The following is a 16,969-nucleotide window of genomic DNA, read 5'->3' as shown; positions in this document are numbered from 1 at the left end:
TCTTTCTATCCTTACGTATTTATGACTTGAGCAACCGGCTCAGCAGGTCCAGCGCCGCGGTGAACTGATCATCGGGGATGGTGAGCGGGTACAGAAAACGAATCACATTGCCGTGCACGCCACAGGTCAACAGCAATAATCCCTGTGCCAGCGCCTGTTTTTGGATACTCTTGGCGTACTGCGCGTCAGGCTTGCCGGTAGCCGGGTCGGCAAATTCGACCGCCACCATGGACCCCAGCCCGCGCACGGCGGAAATGGACGGACACGTCTGCCGGGCCTGTTGCAGCACTTCCACCAAATGGCCGCCAAGGCGCTGGGCGCGCTGGCAAAGCTGTTCTTCATCAATTACATCAAGCACCGCCAGCGCGGACGCCACGGCCAGCGGGTTGCCGGCGTAGGTACCGCCCAGCCCGCCCGGCGCCGGAGCGTCCATCACCTCGGCGCGGCCGGCGACGGCGGAAATGGGGATGCCGCCGCCCAGGCTTTTCGCCATGGTAATCAGATCCACTTTCACCTGCGGGCAGTGATCCATGGCGAACAGCCTGCCGGTACGGGCAAAGCCGCTTTGCACTTCGTCGGCAATCAATAAAATGCCGTGCTGGTCGCACAGTTGGCGCAGGCCGACGATAAACTCGGGCGGCGCGACGTTAAAGCCGCCTTCCCCCTGCACAGGTTCGAACAAAATGGCCGCCACCTGATCAGGACTGATATCGGTATGGAACAGGCTGTCGATGCTGGCCAGGGCCTGGTCGACCGACACGCCGTGCAGCGCATTGGGATAAGCCGCATGGAAAACCTGTCCGGGCAGCGGCCCGAATCCCAGTTTATAGGGCGCGACTTTACCGGTCAGCGCCAGCGTCAGCAGCGTACGGCCATGGAACGCGCCGCCGAAAGTAATGACGCCGGGGCGTCGGGTATAGGCGCGGGCTATTTTCACCGCGTTTTCCACCGCTTCCGCGCCGGTGCTGAACAGCGTGGTTTTCGCCGGGCCGGCCACCGGCACCCGGGCGTTGAGCTTTTCAGCCAGTTCGACATAATTGCCGTAAGGCACTATCTGATAGGCGGTATGGGTAAACAGCTCCAACTGCCCTTTGATCGCCGCGACGATTTTCGGATGGCGATGGCCGGTGTTTAATACCGCGATGCCGGCGGCGAAGTCGGTATACTCGCGACCCTCGACGTCCCACAGCGTGGCGTTTTCCGCCCGCGCGGCATAAAAATCACACATTACGCCGACGCCGCGCGGCGTGGCGGCCAGACGACGTTGGTTCAGTTCGCTGTTGTTCATGGTGCTGCTTCTCCCAAAATGGTGCGGCTAAACGTGCGCTATTACAGATCCCAGCCTAACTCCCGATTCTATTTATCCGCTTTGTGGCTCTATAATCCAGTGCCAGTTTTAATTTTTTGCAGGTGCCAATTGCGTTCGTTATTAACCGATATGCTGCTGCAGCATCTCTCCGCCCGCACCGGGGGGCCGCTGCACCGGCGTTTATATGACTGCATCCGCCTGGCGATCCTCGACGGCGGTATTCGCGCGGGCAGCCGCCTGCCGCCGACGCGCGACCTGGCGAAAGAACTGGCGCTGTCGCGCAATACCGTCAGCGCCGCCTACGAACAGCTGCTGGCCGAGGGCTATATATTTACCCGCGCCGGCAGCGGCACCTTTGTGACCGATCATATGCCCGACGGGGCCATGGCGCCGGTGAACGAGCAGCAGCCCGCCTGCGAGCGCCCGGCCGGGGAAGAATTTTCGGCGCGCGGCGCTAATTTGCTGGCCCGGTCGGGCGCCTCGCCCCATCAATGGGGGGCGTTTATGCCGGGGGTGCCTGATGTGTCCGGCTTTCCGCACGGTCTGTGGCGCCGTATCCATTCCCGGCTTATCCGGCGCATCAAGCCCGATTACCTCACCTATTCGCGCATGGGTGGCAGCCCGGAACTGCAGCAGGCGCTGGTGGATTATCTGCGGGTGGCGCGTTCGGTGAACTGTAGCGCGCAGCAGATTATTATTACCGAGGGCACTCACCAGGCCGTCGATCTGCTGGCCAAAATGCTGTGCAATCCCGGCGATCGCGCCTGGATTGAGGAACCCAGCTACTGGGGCATGCGCAATGTGTTGACCATCAACGGCGTCGACGTACAGCCGGTGCCGGTGGATGATCAGGGTTTAAACCCGCCGGACACGGCCGTTGCGGCGTCGCCGCGGCTGATTTGCGTGACGCCGTCACATCAGTACCCCACCGGCGCGGTAATGAGCCTGCAGCGGCGCCAGCGCCTGCTGGCGCTGGCCCAGGAACATAACGCCTGGGTGATTGAGGATGATTACGATAGCGAGTTCCGTTTTTCGGGCAACCCTATTCCCGCGTTGCAAAGTCTGGCGCCGCAGGCGCCGGTTATCTATATCGGCACCTTCAGCAAGACGCTGTATCCGGGCCTGCGCATCAGCTATATGGTGCTGCCGCCGGCGCTGGCGCAGGAGATGCGCGTGGCCCACGCCGAACTGTATCGCGGCGGTCACTGGATAACGCAACTGGCCCTGGCGCAGTTTATCGCCGAGGGACATTACGCCTCCCATATCCGCCGCATGCGCCTGCTGTACGGTAAGCGCCGCGCCGTCCTGAGCCGCTTGATCCTTCAGCATCTGGGTGCGGACGCGCTGCGCGACGACAGCAATGCCGGCCTGCATCTGGTGATGTCGCTGCCGGACGATGTCGATGATATCAAGCTGTCGCAGGCGGCGGGACGGCAAGGCGTTTATGTCAGACCCCTGTCGACCTATTACCTCGGCCCGTCGCGCAAAAAAGGATTATTGCTGGGATATGCCTGCGTGGATGAAGAGCGGATAGAAAGCGCCTTTATGACCCTGCTGGGCTGCATGGGACAACCGGCTCCCGTTGCGCCGCCGCGTTGATACGGCGCAGATAGTGGCGAAGCCGCCCGCGCGGCGCCTGAACGGTAAGTGTTGCAGTATAAACGGATTGCCGCCTTGTGGTGCAGTATGCCGGCGACATCAGCGTGGTAATCATCAAGGCGTCCGACCTGCTGGGGGAACGGCAGAGAACGCCGGCACGGCCTCTTGTTTACGGATAAAAAGCGCAGAAATTCATGAGCTTGCTTACCTTAAGCCTGCCCAGGATATTTGCCTTTTCAGCGTGGAAATCGCTTGTGGCGGTACGGGCGCGATGGTAAATATACTCACCGTAAGCACAAAAACATGCCGCCCGCCTTAGGATAAGCATATTTCGTGCCATAACCTCGTCGGCAAACCGCTGCGCCTGCTTAACTCCCATTAACAGACGTCGTTTCCGAACCGGTCTAGTTACGAGGTTGGATTTTCTTATGCAAAATTACGTGAGTTTTAAAAATATTCAAAAGACCTACGACGGCGACAAGCTGGTGGTGAAAAATCTCAACCTGGATATTGGCGAAGGCGAATTTCTGACGCTGCTCGGCCCGTCGGGTTCCGGTAAAACCACCAGCCTGATGATGCTGGCGGGGTTTGAAACGCCCACCCAGGGCGAAATTTACCTGCGCGGCCAGCCGCTGCACCATCTTCCACCGCACCGGCGCGATATCGGCATGGTGTTCCAGAATTACGCGCTTTTTCCCCATATGACGGTGGCGCAGAACCTGGCCTTTCCGTTGTCGATTCGCCGCATGAATAAAGCCGATATCCAGGAAAAAGTGGATAAAGTATTGGATCGGGTGAAGCTGACCGCCCTCGCCGACCGCTATCCCGCCCAGATGTCCGGCGGCCAGCAGCAGCGCGTGGCGCTGGCGCGGGCGCTGGTGTTTGAACCCAAGCTGGTATTAATGGATGAACCGCTGGGGGCGCTGGATAAACAGCTGCGCGAGCATATGCAGATGGAAATCAAGGCGCTGCACCAGGCGCTGGAGTTGACCATCGTCTATGTCACCCACGATCAAAGCGAAGCGATGACCATGTCGGATCGGGTGGCGGTGTTCAACGACGGCATTATCCAGCAGATCAACAGCCCCAGCACGCTGTATGAGGAACCGCAGAACAGCTTCGTGGCCCAGTTTATCGGCGAGAACAACGGCCTGCTGGCGACCCAGGCAGGCAGCGAGGATGAATTTTATCGCGCCGTCCTGGATGACGGCACCTCGCTGCGCGCGCTGAAGGTACGTCCCAGCTCGCCGGGGCGCAAGATCATGCTGTGCATCCGGCCGGAGCGCGTCAGAATCAATGTGCCGGCCGGCCAGCTGCCGGCGGGGTCGCAGCAAATTAGCGCCAGGATTACGCAGTTTATCTATTTGGGCGATCATGTGCGCATGATAACCGAGGTGGCGGGACAACCCGATTTTATGGTCAAACTCAGCGCCGCCGATTTGGACCCCGCCTGGGTGCCGGGCGGCGCGGTGACCCTGTCCTGGCAGGAGCGGCATCTGCGGGCGCTGGACGCCGTGACCCTGCAATAAACAAAGGCTGGCAATGCCAGCCTTTATTACTTTGGATATGCGCCAGGCGCCGGCCTACATTTTACATGCCGCTTCCCTGTACCTGGCGCCATCGGTGCGGCCCACCACTTGGTCTCCATTAAACAAGCTCACGACCGGGCGCCCGTTATAACTTCCATCCTTAGTCCAAAAACCCTCTGAATTCGCTTCCGTTACTGCTTCACCCGGCCAGCCGCCGGGACGCGCGCCCCATTCCCCAAACATACTGCCCACCGCCCGCTGATTGACGCCGGAGGTCAGATCTGCCGCCACCAGCATTGATTTACCATTGGAGGCACACAATGTTTGAGTATCATCCCACGAATACCTGTTGGTGGAATTAGGTCGATAATAGGTAAGCCATTTTCTTACAGTAAATTTATAAGTGTAATAATACTGATCACCACGCGCCATCAGGGTGACCTCACTGCTGGGGCGGGCATTAAGGGTAACAATACCGTTCTCATCTATTGGCGCGTTTACCGCATTCGAACTGCTCCAGGTCAAACTGCCATTGTCGCCGATGTTGCCCATAGGGTTGATCTGGAACCTTGGCTTGCTGCTGCCGGCATACGGCCCCGCATCAAAACCCACGTTGGGGAAACCCGAGTTTGGCCCAAAGCTGTGAGGATTAGCGACGGGCGAAACGGAATTGATCGCCCGGGGAGACAGGAAGATTGTATCTTGCGTGACGTCCACGCCGTCTACCTGAGCCGTCACGGTGGCGGTACCGCCACGAGTGTTGGTGAAGGTAACCTTGGCTTTTCCATCCGCGCCGGTGACGGCATTTGCCGGCGACGTCAGGCTCGCGCCATTGTTCACCGAGAAAACGACGCTCTTGCCCTCCATCCCGGCGCCCATGCCATTCTCCACCAACAGCTGTACTTCATTATATTCCGCGCCGTTGTCCAGCGACCGGTTACGCAATACATCAAGCGTCAGGATGGCCGGTGAGACAATAAAACTCAATGGCGCGCTGGCTTTGGTGAAACCCGCCACCGCGGCGTTAATCACGACCAGACCGGCCTGGTCGCTGGTGACGTCGACGGCCAGCGTACCGTCGGCGGCAGTGTCGCCGCCCTGCCGGGAAAAGGTGACTCCGGGGCTGGCGGAGGCAAAGGTGACCGCCTGCCCGGCAACCGGGTTATCGTGGGCGTCGCGCACCCGGACCTTGACCTGATGGGCCTCAAGGCCGGCCTCTTTATCGCCGGTGGTGATGACCTCTATCAAGGTGGTATTTTCCGCCGCCGCGCCGGCGACAAAAGTCATGCCGTCGCTGGCTAACGTAAAGCCCGCCACCGTGGCGAAGACCGTTACCGCGCCCGCGCGGGTACTGGTGACACCCACGTCGATAGTGCCGTCGGCCGCTGTCGTGCCGCCGGGATTGGACAGCGCGGCGCCAGGGGTGACGGTGGCAAAGCTGACCGCCTGCCCCGCAATGGGATTGCTGTTGGCGTCGCGCACCTGGACCTTCACCCGATGGCCGTCGCTGTCGCCGGCCACCTTATCACCGGTGGTCAATACCTCTATGGTGGAGCGGGTCTCCGACGCGGGGCCGGCGACAAACTGCATGCCGTCGCTGGACTTGGTAAAGCCCGCCACCGTAGCGCTGACCACTACCGTGCCCGCCAGGGTATTGGTGACGCCGACCTCGAGGGTGCCGTCGGCCGCCGTATCGCCGCCGGGGCTGGAAAGCATGGCGCCGGGACTGGTGGTGGCGAAGGTGACCGCCTGCCCCCTGATGGGATTATCATTGGCGTCGCGCACCGTGATTTTCACCCGATGGCCGTCACTGTCGCCGGCCACCTTATCGCCGGTGGTGACCACCTCGACGGCGGTGCGGGTTTCCGCTGCGGCGCCGGCGACAAAACCCATGCCGTCGCTGTCCCTGGTAAAGCCCGCCACCGTGGCGCTGACCACTACCGTGCCCGCCTGGTTACTGGTGACGCCGACCTCGAGGGTGCCATCGGCCGCCGTATCGCCGCCGGGGCTGGAAAGTGTGGCGCCGGGGCTTGCGGTGGCGAAGGTCACCGCCTGTCCGCCAACCGGATTGTCATTGGCATCGCGCACCGTAACCTTCACCCGATGGCCGTCGCTGTCGCTGTCGCCGGCGATCTTGTCGCCGCGTGTGATAACCTCGACGACGGTGCGGGTTTCCGCTGCGGCGCCGGCGACAAAACGCATGCCATCACTGGCTTTGATAAAGCCCGGCAACGCGGCGGAGACAATGACCACCCCCGCCCGGTTGCTGGTCACATCCACCGTCAGCATGCCATCCTCACCGGTTTCGCCGCCGGGGATGGACAGATGCGCGTCATCGCCCGCCGCCACCCATTTCACCACCGCGCCGGCGACCGGGTTGTCCTGGGCGTCGCGCGCGGTTACCCGCACCTGATGCGCTTGTGAACCCGCAATCTTATCTCCCTGGGTCAGCACCTGGATAAGGGTATTAGCCTCGGAAGCTTTGCCGGCAATAAACGTCATCTCAACGCCGCGGGTGGTAAAATCGCCCACCGTGGCGGTAACCGTTTGCAGCCCCGCCCGGGAGGACACGACGGTCGCCATCAGGGTGCCGTCGTCACCGGTAACATCGCCCTCCAGGGGGGTTACCTGCGCGTCGTTGTCGGCGCCAAAGCTCACCGCCTGGCCGCCGATGGGATTATTAAGGGCATCGCGCACCGTCAGCCTGACCCGATGCGCGTCAATGCCATCCGCCGCCTTATTTCCCGTGGTCAGGACTTCAAGCTGTGTCTGGGTTTGGTCGGCGCCGCCGGCCACAAAGGCGACGGCGGCCTGCTGCGACGAGCCGTCCAGGCTTGCCCGCGCCATAACGGGACCGACGGTGCGGGAGGTAATACCGGTTTCGGTAAAGCCGTCGTCATCGCTCACCGCCGTGGGGGATAATACCGTGGCGCTGTTATCGGCGCTGAAAGCGACCGTCTCGCCGGGCACAGGGTTGCCATTGCCATCGATAACCCTGGCCCGGACGCGAATGGCGGTTTGGCCATCGGCGACCGCGTTGTTGTTCTCTACCGCCAGGCTTGCCAGGGTAACGATTTCCGGTGCGGTCACATTCACCGAAGTCACCGCCCGGTTGGAGAGATTACCCCGGTTATCATGGGCTATCGCGTTGATGCGATAGGTATTATCCGCCCCCGGGGTACCCTGGTAGGCCGGCATGACAACGGTTATCGCCTGCGGAGAAACCTGGGTGATACGCCCGCCGCTCGCCAGCAGCGGCGCGCTGTCCCAATCAATGCGATCCAACCCGTGTTCGGCGGTGATGTCGGCGGTTAAGGTAACCGACGTGCCCGCCGCACCGGTGATTTGGGCCGGTAGCGCCAGACGGATCAGATCCCGACGCTGATAATCGAGCACGATATTATAGTTGCGGTCGACCAGATCGTAGCGGCTGCCGGCCAGGGTTCTGGACGGTCCGACTTTAGAGGAATCGAGATGCGACTGCCAGGATTCGCCCAGCCGGTAATTCAGCTGGAAATTCAGGCTGCTGTCGTTCGCGCCGCCTTTGCCGGTCCGGTGCTGCGCGCCGACGGTGAACAAGGGGATGGGCGTATAGTTAATGCCGGCGGTCAGGGCATAGGGATCTTTTTGCCGACTATCCTTGCCGAACAACGCCACCTCATCGCCGCGGTATTGCTCAAACATCAGCGAACCGCCCAGCTGTGGGTAAGATGGCAGCCAGGCTTGGGCGCGCAGATCGAACCCGTTGGCCGGCCGTTCGTTATAGTCGGCGAAATCCCGCGACGGGTGCCAATCCGTCAGGCCGAAATAACTATTGGCCGACAGCCGCAAATAATCCGTCCAGGCTTCGGCCCCGACGCCGAGCCGGCGATTGTTGCCGGTAATATCGTTATCATAAAAAGTATTGGCGCCGTACAACCAGCCGTCCTTTTCGGTGCGCACGCCCAGGCCGAGATTCACCGTATTGCGCTGGTCGCTGTTACGCACCCCTAATTGCGAAAATACCGTCGAGCGTTCGGTATCCCGCAGGGGAACCAGCAAATCCACCGCGCTGTCGGTAAATCTGAAATCCCGGTCGGCGTTGAGCTGGACGCGGGCGGTGCCGAACTGGTTCAGCCATTGCTCGCCCGCCTGCCCGGCGCCGCCCACCACGCTTGAACGCGCCAAATCGGCGGCGGCGCCGCCGGTGTTGCCGCCCGAGAACAGGGAGCCGGCCGTCTGTGCGCCGCGCGCCAGCTTATCCTCTGCCTGCGAAGATGACTGGACCGGGATGGCTGAGTTAAACAAAGACGTGTGGCTGCGGGGAACGTCGATCTCGTCGCCGGTGCCCAGCGCGGAAAACGATTTGGCGAAATTGCGCAGTCCATTGAGCGTTTTTAGCTCTTCCAGCGTCAGGTTATAGCGTGTCGCCACCGACAATGTCGTCTCGCCCGGCCCCAAAACATAAGGAACCGTGGCGATGGCCATTAAGGGCGCCGCCGTTGACGGCAACGCTGCGGGCGCGGCTTTCGCCATGGCCGGCGTAAAAGACAGGCTAAGCGGAAAGACTATCTGGAAAGCGATATTCAGCCACGCCACCGCACGCCAACGTTGATGAATTACCGGCGGCGGCGTAGATTGGATTTTTTTCATTTGATAATAGCTAAAGAGATTCTTAAAAAGCATCAATTTATCCCACTGGTCAATAACTTCAATTCCCGGCCATATTAATCCGCCGTCGGCAAAGGTTATCCGGCGTAACAAGACCCCATTTAAATAGTGTTACAGGCCAGCATAACTGGCAGCAATATCGAAGAAAATAGCTTTAGTCGATAATATTGCAGACCATACCAGAAATGAAATTAAAAATATTCACTTGAACCATTAAATAGATAAAAAATTACAAATCCTTTAAATTCATTGAATTGCATTAACTTGGTCACTATTTAATTTTTTTAATTAATCTTTAATTTCCTGTAAACTCAATAAACATAACTCATAATATTTTATGGCCGATATACCGGAATATGGCCTGTATTAGTGCTACTACGTGCATTAATTGGCAATCTGCATTCATCGTGGGATAACGGCGCTTAAAGGGATAATATTCATGAAGAAGATGACGTATCCTTGCTGGGACCTCGGGTTTATCCGGGTTAACAGGGGCCATTAAGGCAGCTTCATTTATTTAATAAATAATATGAATGAATCAGGAAAGCAGCAGGCGTGAAGGGGGAGAGAAGCGGGTATTCCCTGCCGACTGAGGCAGGCAAAGGGAATACCCTGATTATTGATTACGGCGTATGAGCGGTCATAACGCCGGTTATCTGCGTACCAACCGGTAAATCCACAGCACCACGATAGCGCCGATCACCGCCACGACAAAACTGCCGAAGTTAAAGCCGTCGACGCGTCCATAACCAAAGAACGTGCTGATATAACCGCCGACCACGGCGCCGATGATACCGAGAATGATGGTAATGATAAATCCGCCGCCGTCCCTGCCCGGCATGATGAATTTAGCGATAATGCCGGCGATAAGTCCAAAAATAATCCAAGATAAAATTCCCATAACAACACTCCTTTATAGCGATTGCCTGTACTTAAAAATCCGTGATGGATACCTAGCCTGAAAGAGCAGTACCAGAAACCTGTTTTATTATAGTCAATGCTCATGATTATGCTGGAAATAATACAGAGAACATCGAGTACCGGAATAGCAAACGCCGGGCGCGATGTCCAGGCCTAAAACGGCAGGCTGGTGATGTCAACCAAGGTTAACGTCCCGCCGAAGACCGCGCCGGTATCAATATAGAACTGATTATAAAAATGCCTGACGCGTTCGAGCGGCGTATGGCCGAAAAAGAAGTGCGTCGCGCCGCTGATGGGCGCCCCGCGCCCGCGCTGGTTGCGGTTGATGCGCTGCCGGCTCCACACCACCAGCTCGGGGTCGACGGTCTGCTGGTAGCGATAATTGTCCAGGGGATAATCCGCGTGCGCGATCACAATATGACGCTGCGCCATTTCAAGGTCGATAATCAGCGGCAGATAAGCGCAGCGCTCAATCAATGCCGCCGCCCGCCGCCGCTGTTCCTCATCCAGGCGCCAAAACCATTGGCCGCCGTTGGCCAGCCACAGGTTCTCTTCGCCGCGGGAAAGGGCGTCGATGGCCATTTGCTCATGGTTGCCGCGAACCGCGCAGAACCAGGGTTGTTCAAGCAGTTCCAGGCATTGCAGGTTTTGCGCGCCGCGATCGATCAGATCACCGACCGAGATCAGCAAATCGCGCGCGCGATCAAACCGCTGGCGCGCCAGTTTCGCCAGCAGCAAATCGTAACAGCCATGCACATCCCCGACCACGAAGATACGCCGCCAGTCGTCTGGGTTGATTTTGCGGTATATCTGTTCCGGCATCATCTGATTCATCATCCCCCCCGATAAGCTCAAGGCCATCATTATCAGCATAGCAGGCTGGGACACGCGGACATCAATAATCTCGCCATGGGGGAAATCGATGATAAAACGTCATTAAAAGCTGTTAAAACAGCCTGATAACGGGCAGCATGAAGGTCTGCACCTTTGTCCGGTATGCTGTATGAATAAACGCCACGCCCTGGTTTCGCTGAATATCGCGGCCTTCTTTTTTGGCCTTTCAGGCATTTTAGGTAAAGTCATTACCACCTCGCCCGCCGCCATAGTATTTGGCCGCGCGCTGTTCGCGGTGCTGGCGTTATCGCTGCTGATGCTCGGCGTACGCGGCTTTCGCTGGCAACGCATCAGCGGCGGCAGCGCTCTGGTGGTCATTGGCGCCAGCGCTATCCTGGCCGGGCACTGGCTCACCTTCTTCATTTCGGTCAAAGCCTCGGGCGTGGCGATTGCCACGCTTGGATTCGCCAGTTTCCCGGCCTTTACCACCCTGTTTGAAAGCATCGGTTTCCGGGAGCGCATTTCGCTTAACGAGATCCTGCTCATCGTCCTGATTTGCCTTGGCCTGATGATGGTCTGCCCGTCCTTTGATATCAGCAGCGGCAGTACGCGCGGGTTTTTATGGGGAATTTTATCCGGCGCGCTGTTGGCGTTGCTTATTATCTGCAACCGCATTACCGCCATCAGTATCCGGCCGGTACAGGCGGCGTTATGTCAAAACGCCGTTATCTGCCTGCTGATGCTGCCCTTCGCTTTCCACGCGTTGCCGCAAGCCTCCGCCGGCGACTGGTTTTACCTGGTGCTGCTGGGGGTATTCTGTACCGGCGTGGCGCACAGCCTGATGGTCACCAGTTTACGTTTCGTCAAGGCGCGCGCCGCGGCGGTGTTTTTCGCCCTGGAGCCGGTCTACGCCATTCTTTTTGCCTGGGCATTGTTCGGCGAACGGCCGACCCCCGGCATGTTTGCCGGCGCCGCGGTGATTATTCTTTCAGTAACGGCGTTTTCACGTCACGATAAAAAAGCGCCGTCTGAGCGGCAAGCCTGACGGGCGAAGGCGCGGGGGAAAGCGCGGGGATTGCCGGCGAGGGACGGGGTTCCCCGCCGGTGGTTGCCGTGCCAGGCGGTTAGCGGATCATCGGCAGCTTAAGGCCGTATTTTTCCGCGCAGGCGATGGCCTCGGGGTAACCGGCATCGGCATGGCGCATCACGCCGGTGGCCGGGTCGTTCCATAATACCCGCGCCAGGCGCTCATCGGCCTTTTCGCTGCCGTCGCAGACGATAACCATGCCCGCGTGCTGGGAGAACCCCATACCCACGCCGCCGCCGTGATGCAGACTGACCCAGGTGGCGCCCCCGGCGGTGCTGAGCAGGGCGTTCAGCAACGGCCAGTCGGAAACGGCGTCCGAGCCGTCTTTCATCGCTTCGGTTTCACGGTTGGGCGAGGCGACCGACCCGCAGTCGAGATGATCACGGCCGATAACAATCGGCGCTTTCAGCTCGCCGGTGCGCACCATCTCGTTAAACGCCAGCCCGGCGAGGTGACGTTCGCCCAGCCCCAGCCAGCAGATGCGCGCCGGCAGGCCCTGGAAGGCGATGCGCTCCTGCGCCATATCCAGCCAGTTATGCAGCAGCCGGTTGTCCGGAAACAGCTCCTTGAGCTTGGCATCGGTCTTATAGATATCTTCCGCATCCCCCGACAACGCCACCCAGCGGAACGGCCCCTTACCTTCGCAAAACAGCGGACGGATATAGGCGGGTACAAAACCGGGGAAATCGAAGGCGTTCGCCACCCCCTCCTCCAGCGCCACCTGGCGGATATTGTTGCCGTAATCCACCGTCGGCACGCCCATTTCATGGAACGCCAGCATCGCCTTGACGTGTTCGGCCATCGACGCCCTGGCCGCGCTGATAACGCTTTGCGGATCGTCTTTTTTGGCCTGGTTCCATTGTTCCAGGCTCCAGCCGGCCGGCAGGTAGCCGTTGAGCGGGTCATGGGCGGAAGTCTGGTCGGTGACGATATGCGGACGGGCGCCGCCGCCGGCGGCGCGTTTGGCCAGCTCCGGCATGATCTGCGCCGCATTGCCCAGTAGCCCGACGGAAATTGCCTCGCCTTTGGCGCAGGCGTATTCAATTAGCGCCAGCGCTTCGTCGATGGTAAACGCCTTGCGGTCGAGGTAGCGGGTGCGCAGGCGAAAATCTATGCGCGACTCCTGGCATTCAATGGCCAGCACGCAGGCGCCGGCCAGCACGCCGGCCAGCGGCTGGGCGCCGCCCATGCCGCCCAGGCCGGCGGTAAGGATCCATTTCCCCTTGAGATCGTTGTCGTAATGTTGGCGGCCCGCTTCGGCAAAGGTTTCGAAGGTGCCCTGCACGATGCCTTGGGCGCCGATATAAATCCAGGAGCCGGCGGTCATTTGCCCGTACATCATCAGCCCGGCCCGGTCCAGTTCATGGAAATGTTCCCAGGTGGCCCAATGCGGCACCAGGTTGGAATTGGCAATCATCACGCGCGGCGCGTCCACATGGGTGCGGAACACGCCGACCGGTTTACCGGATTGCACCAGCAGGGTCTCGTCTTCCTCCAGGTCGCGCAGGCTTTGCAATATGGTTTCGAAACAGGGCCAGTTACGCGCCGCCTTGCCGATGCCGCCGTAGACCACCAAATCGTCGGGACGCTCGGCGACATCCGGATCGAGGTTGTTCTGGATCATGCGGTACGGCGCTTCAATCAGCCAGTTTTTGCAGGTCAGCGCGGTGCCGCGCGGCGCGCTGACGGGACGTGAAACGGCATTGCTAAAATCGTATTTCATCAGGGGTTCCTTTATCTTTAGCGCGTTGACGCATAGCTGGGTAACAAGGATTGTACTTCCGCGGGCAGGGTGAATTCAGCGACCCAAAGACGCATCGCTTCGATATCCGGCGCCAGGAGCCGATCGCTTGCCAGGAAGGCGACACGGTTACGGATAGCCACAAGCTGTTGTTCGAGCGCCGCCGAGCTGTTCAGCGGCCGGTTAAAATCAATGCCCTGGGCGGCGGCCATGGCTTCGATGCCCACCACCACCGAGGTGTTGAAACACATATCCCCCAGCCGGCGGGCGGCAAAGGTGGCCATCGACACATGGTCCTCCTGGTTGGCGGAGGTCGGCAGGCTGTCGACGCTGGCCGGGTGCGCCAGGGACTTGTTTTCCGAGGCCAGCGCCGCGGCGGTGACCTGGGCTATCATAAAGCCCGAGTTCACGCCGCCTTCATTGATCAGGAACGGCGGCAGGCCCGACAGGCCGGTATCGAGCAGCAGCGCCAGGCGGCGTTCTGAAATAGCGCCGATTTCGGCTATCGCCAGCGCGAGGATATCGGCGGCGAACGCCACCGGCTCGGCGTGGAAATTGCCGCCGGAAATCACTTCGCCGCTATCGGTAAACACCAGCGGGTTATCGGACGCGGCGTTGGCCTCGATTTGCAGGATGCGCGCCGCATAGGTCAGGTTATCCAGGCAGGCGCCCATCACCTGCGGCACGCAGCGGATGGAATAGGGATCTTGTACCCGGCCGCAGTCGGCATGGGATACCACGATTTCGCTGCCGTCAAGCAGCGTAGATACCGCCCGCGCCACCGCTATCTGGCCGGCCTGGCCGCGCGCCTGGTGGATACGCGCGTCGAAAGGCTTGACCGAGCCTTTGATGGCCTCAAGCGTCAGGGCGCCCGCCACCAGCCCGGCGGCAAAGGATCGTTCCGCTTCAAACAGGCCGACCAGCGCCAGCGAGGTGGAAACCTGGGTGCCGTTCAGCAATGCCAGCCCTTCTTTCGGCGCCAGCACGATGGGACGCAAGCCGGCCAGCGCCAGCCCTTCCACCGCGCTTATCAGCGCTCCCTTGACCCGCACCTGCCCCTCGCCGATAAGCATCAGGGACAAATGCGCCAGCGGGGCCAGGTCGCCCGAGGCGCCCACCGAGCCTTTGGCCGGGATACAGGGCATGACGCCGGCGTTATACAAGGACAGCAGGGCCTCCACCACCGATAACCGGATGCCGGAATGGCCGCGCGCCAGGCTTATCACTTTGCAGGCCATGATAAGCCGCGTCACATTGTCTTCGAGCAACGCGCCGGTGCCGACGCTGTGCGACAGCACCAGGTTACGCTGCAGTTCCGCCAGCCGTTCGGCGGGAATGCGGGTTTGCGCCAGTTTGCCGAAACCGGTGTTGATGCCGTAGACCACGTCGCCGGTGGCCAGGATCTCCTCCACCGTTTGCTGCGCGGCGTTGATGGCGGTGAAGGCGGCGGGATCAAGCGACAGTTCCAGCTCGCCATGATAGATGGCACGCAGCGTCGCCAGGTCTACCTCGCCCGGCACCAGACGGCATGGGCGTAAAGATGTTACAGAAGATGACATAATCTATTCCTGTCTATACAAGTAAAACCGGCACTTGGGCGCATTACTGGGTTGCGCCCGGGTGCCGCAGTTGCGGCCCGTTGTTGTGCCCTGCTCCGCGAAACCTGGCGAACCATTGCGGTTCGGATTGCAAAGTCAAAGCGCCATGCTTTGCAGCGTTTCGCTGCGTATTTCCTCGGTAACGCGCGCCTTGAGCGCCATAAATTCCGCCGTGGTCTTTAAGGTGTAGTCACGGGGATGGGGGAAGTTTATCGCCACCTCGGTTTTAATCCGTCCCGGTCTGGCGCTGAAGATGGCGACTTTATTGGCCATAAAAATGGCCTCGTCGATATCATGCGTGACAAACAGCACCGTCTTGCGTGACGACTCCCATATTTTCAACAATAATTCCTGCATCAGCACCCGCGTTTGATTGTCCAGCGCGCCGAAGGGTTCATCCATCAGCAGGACTTTCGGATCGTTGGCCAGCGCGCGGGCGATGGCGGTGCGCTGCTGCATGCCGCCGGACAGCTGGCGCGGGAAATGCTGCTCAAACCCGCGCAGGCCGACCTGATCGACAAAATAATCGCAGCGCTCGCGCTGCACGCCCGGGCTCAGGCCCCGTTCCCGCAGCCCAAAACAGATGTTCTGCGCCACCGTCAGCCACGGAAACAACGTATAGCTCTGGAAGACCATGCCCCGATCGGCGCCCGGGCCGTCAATCAGTCCCCCGTCCAGCCACACTTCCCCGGTGGTGGGCCGATCGAGACCGGCGACAATCCGCAGCAGGGTGGATTTACCGCAGCCCGACGGGCCGAGGATGGTAATAAAATCGTTTTCCTCCACCCGGTAGTCGATGGGCAGCAACGCCTGGGTCTGCTGGCCCTTGGGGCCGTTAAAGACGCGCGACACCTGGCGGATGGCGAGTTTTCCGGGGGTCATGAGGAAATGCTCCAGGCAAACAGGCGGCGGTTCACCGCCTTGAACAGGAAATCGGAAATCAGGCCGATACAGCCGATAACGATAATGCCGAAAATAATCTGCCCGGTATTGAGCAGCGCCTGGCTGTCGACAATCATATGGCCGATACCGCTGGACGAGCCGATTAGCTCAGCCACGATCACATAGGTCCAGGCCCAGCCCAGCACCAGGCGCAGCAATTCGGCAATCTCGGGCGCCGCGCCTGGGATCAGCACCCGTCGCACGATACTGCGGTTCGAGGCGCCCAGGGTATAGGCGGCTTCCACCAGATCGCGCCGCGCCGCGCCCACGGTGACCGCGATCATCAGCACAATCTGAAAAAACGAGCCGATAAAAATCACCAGAATTTTTTGCATTTCGCCAATGCCGGCCCACAGGATCAGCAGGGGAATAAACGCCGACGCGGGCAGGTAGCGGCAAAACGAGACAAAAGGTTCAAGAAACGCCTCCACCAGTTTATACGACCCCATCATGATGCCGAGCGGCACCGCCAGTACCGCCGCCAGGATAAATCCGCCCAGCACGCGCATCACCGTCATGCCGATATCCAGCGAAAAATTGTACTCGGTAAACAGCAGGTAGCCTTCGTGCACCATGGTCAGCGGGTCGGTCAAAAAGGTCGGCGACACCCAGCCGGCGAACGTGGCCCAGGCCCAAAAGCCGAAAAACAGGATAAAAAAACCCAGCCCGAGAAACCAGCGCTGCCCGGTTGAAACCGCGCGCAGCGGCACCATCAGCGGGTTGTGCCGTACTTTCTTCGCCGCCGGCAACGGCGCCGGT

General features: G+C 60.0%; 11 protein-coding genes. 3 read left to right on the top strand and 8 right to left on the bottom strand.

Going from position 1 to position 16,969, the window contains the following annotated elements:
- Positions 1 to 19: 19 nt before the first annotated feature.
- Complete coding sequence (locus ACL2XF_RS07540) at positions 20 to 1,288, bottom strand: 4-aminobutyrate--2-oxoglutarate transaminase (RefSeq protein ID WP_410014938.1); 1,269 nt, start codon at positions 1,286 to 1,288, stop codon at positions 20 to 22.
- A gap of 129 nt (positions 1,289 to 1,417) precedes the next feature.
- Between ACL2XF_RS07540 and ACL2XF_RS07535 the strand changes: the two genes are divergently transcribed.
- Together ACL2XF_RS07535 and ACL2XF_RS07530 are read left to right on the top strand one after the other, a co-directional pair.
- Positions 1,418 to 2,908: a PLP-dependent aminotransferase family protein gene (locus ACL2XF_RS07535; RefSeq protein WP_413728376.1), complete on the top strand. Its 1,491-nt coding sequence runs from the start codon at positions 1,418 to 1,420 to the stop codon at positions 2,906 to 2,908.
- Positions 2,909 to 3,336: 428 nt separating this feature from the next.
- Positions 3,337 to 4,437 (top strand): ABC transporter ATP-binding protein, encoded by a 1,101-nt coding sequence (locus ACL2XF_RS07530; RefSeq protein ID WP_410014936.1) that lies wholly within the window; start codon positions 3,337 to 3,339, stop codon positions 4,435 to 4,437.
- Positions 4,438 to 4,491: 54 nt separating this feature from the next.
- Here ACL2XF_RS07530 and ACL2XF_RS07525 read toward each other — a convergent pair whose 3' ends face one another.
- From ACL2XF_RS07525 to ACL2XF_RS07515, 3 genes are all read right to left on the bottom strand, one after another.
- Entirely contained in the window at positions 4,492 to 9,069 is a 4,578-nt protein-coding gene (locus ACL2XF_RS07525; protein ID WP_413728375.1) for an Ig-like domain-containing protein, read from the bottom strand.
- Positions 9,070 to 9,739: 670 nt separating this feature from the next.
- Complete coding sequence (locus ACL2XF_RS07520; protein WP_410014934.1) at positions 9,740 to 9,988, bottom strand: GlsB/YeaQ/YmgE family stress response membrane protein; 249 nt, start codon at positions 9,986 to 9,988, stop codon at positions 9,740 to 9,742.
- A 173-nt stretch (positions 9,989 to 10,161) separates the two neighbouring features.
- Positions 10,162 to 10,842, bottom strand: coding sequence for a metallophosphoesterase (locus ACL2XF_RS07515; RefSeq protein ID WP_410016818.1), 681 nt, complete (start codon positions 10,840 to 10,842; stop codon positions 10,162 to 10,164).
- Between the two features lie 169 nt (positions 10,843 to 11,011).
- On the opposite strand from ACL2XF_RS07515, the gene ACL2XF_RS07510 reads away from it, so the two are divergent.
- On the top strand, positions 11,012 to 11,887 hold the full coding sequence (locus ACL2XF_RS07510) for a DMT family transporter (protein WP_410014933.1): 876 nt from the start codon (positions 11,012 to 11,014) through the stop codon (positions 11,885 to 11,887).
- Positions 11,888 to 11,966: 79 nt separating this feature from the next.
- Here ACL2XF_RS07510 and hutU read toward each other — a convergent pair whose 3' ends face one another.
- The 4 genes from hutU to ACL2XF_RS07490 form a co-directional block, all read right to left on the bottom strand.
- Entirely contained in the window at positions 11,967 to 13,652 is a 1,686-nt protein-coding gene (hutU, locus tag ACL2XF_RS07505; RefSeq protein WP_413728374.1) for a urocanate hydratase, read from the bottom strand.
- A 17-nt stretch (positions 13,653 to 13,669) separates the two neighbouring features.
- Positions 13,670 to 15,229 (bottom strand): histidine ammonia-lyase, encoded by a 1,560-nt coding sequence (hutH, locus tag ACL2XF_RS07500; protein ID WP_410014931.1) that lies wholly within the window; start codon positions 15,227 to 15,229, stop codon positions 13,670 to 13,672.
- Positions 15,230 to 15,364: 135 nt separating this feature from the next.
- The gene (locus ACL2XF_RS07495) at positions 15,365 to 16,150 is read right to left on the bottom strand and encodes an ABC transporter ATP-binding protein (RefSeq protein WP_410014930.1); all 786 of its coding nucleotides are present in this window, start codon (positions 16,148 to 16,150) and stop codon (positions 15,365 to 15,367) included.
- Positions 16,147 to 16,923: an ABC transporter permease gene (locus tag ACL2XF_RS07490; protein ID WP_413728791.1), complete on the bottom strand. Its 777-nt coding sequence runs from the start codon at positions 16,921 to 16,923 to the stop codon at positions 16,147 to 16,149. Before ACL2XF_RS07490 ends, ACL2XF_RS07495 begins: the two co-directional genes overlap by 4 nt.
- Between the last annotated feature and the right edge of the window lie 46 nt (positions 16,924 to 16,969).

Origin of the sequence: Sodalis sp. RH19 (genome assembly GCF_047324215.1) — a bacterium.
Lineage (GTDB): Bacteria > Pseudomonadota > Gammaproteobacteria > Enterobacterales > Enterobacteriaceae > Acerihabitans.
Note: the sequence above shows the minus strand (reverse complement) of the source record. Positions and strands in the feature narration are given on the sequence as shown.